Genomic DNA, 279 nt, shown 5'->3' with positions numbered 1-279 from the left:
ATCGTGTTTGAAATAGTCGCCGAAGCTGAAGTTGCCCAGCATTTCGAAGAAGGTATGGTGACGCGCGGTGTAACCGACGTTTTCCAGGTCGTTGTGTTTACCACCCGCACGCACGCAGCGTTGGGAAGTGGTAGCGCGGGAATAATTACGCTTGTCGAGCCCAAGGAACACATCCTTGAACTGGTTCATCCCGGCGTTGGTAAACAACAAAGTTGGGTCGTTATGGGGTACCAGGGAGCTGCTGGCAACTACCTGATGTCCCTTACTATGGAAAAAGTC

The 279-nt window shown here is 52.0% G+C and carries 1 protein-coding gene; it reads right to left on the bottom strand.

What is annotated here, in order from left to right; translation table 11 throughout:
• Positions 1-234 (bottom strand): alanine--tRNA ligase-related protein (locus SAZ04_RS21900; protein ID WP_332699654.1); only part of this gene is annotated, 234 nt, incomplete at its 3' end.
• Positions 235-279 lie beyond the last annotated feature (45 nt).

The organism is Halalkalibacter lacteus (genome assembly GCF_036663595.1).
In the GTDB taxonomy this organism is placed as follows: domain Bacteria; phylum Bacillota; class Bacilli; order Bacillales; family Bacillaceae_D; genus Halalkalibacter; species Halalkalibacter lacteus.
Note: the sequence above shows the minus strand (reverse complement) of the source record. Positions and strands in the feature narration are given on the sequence as shown.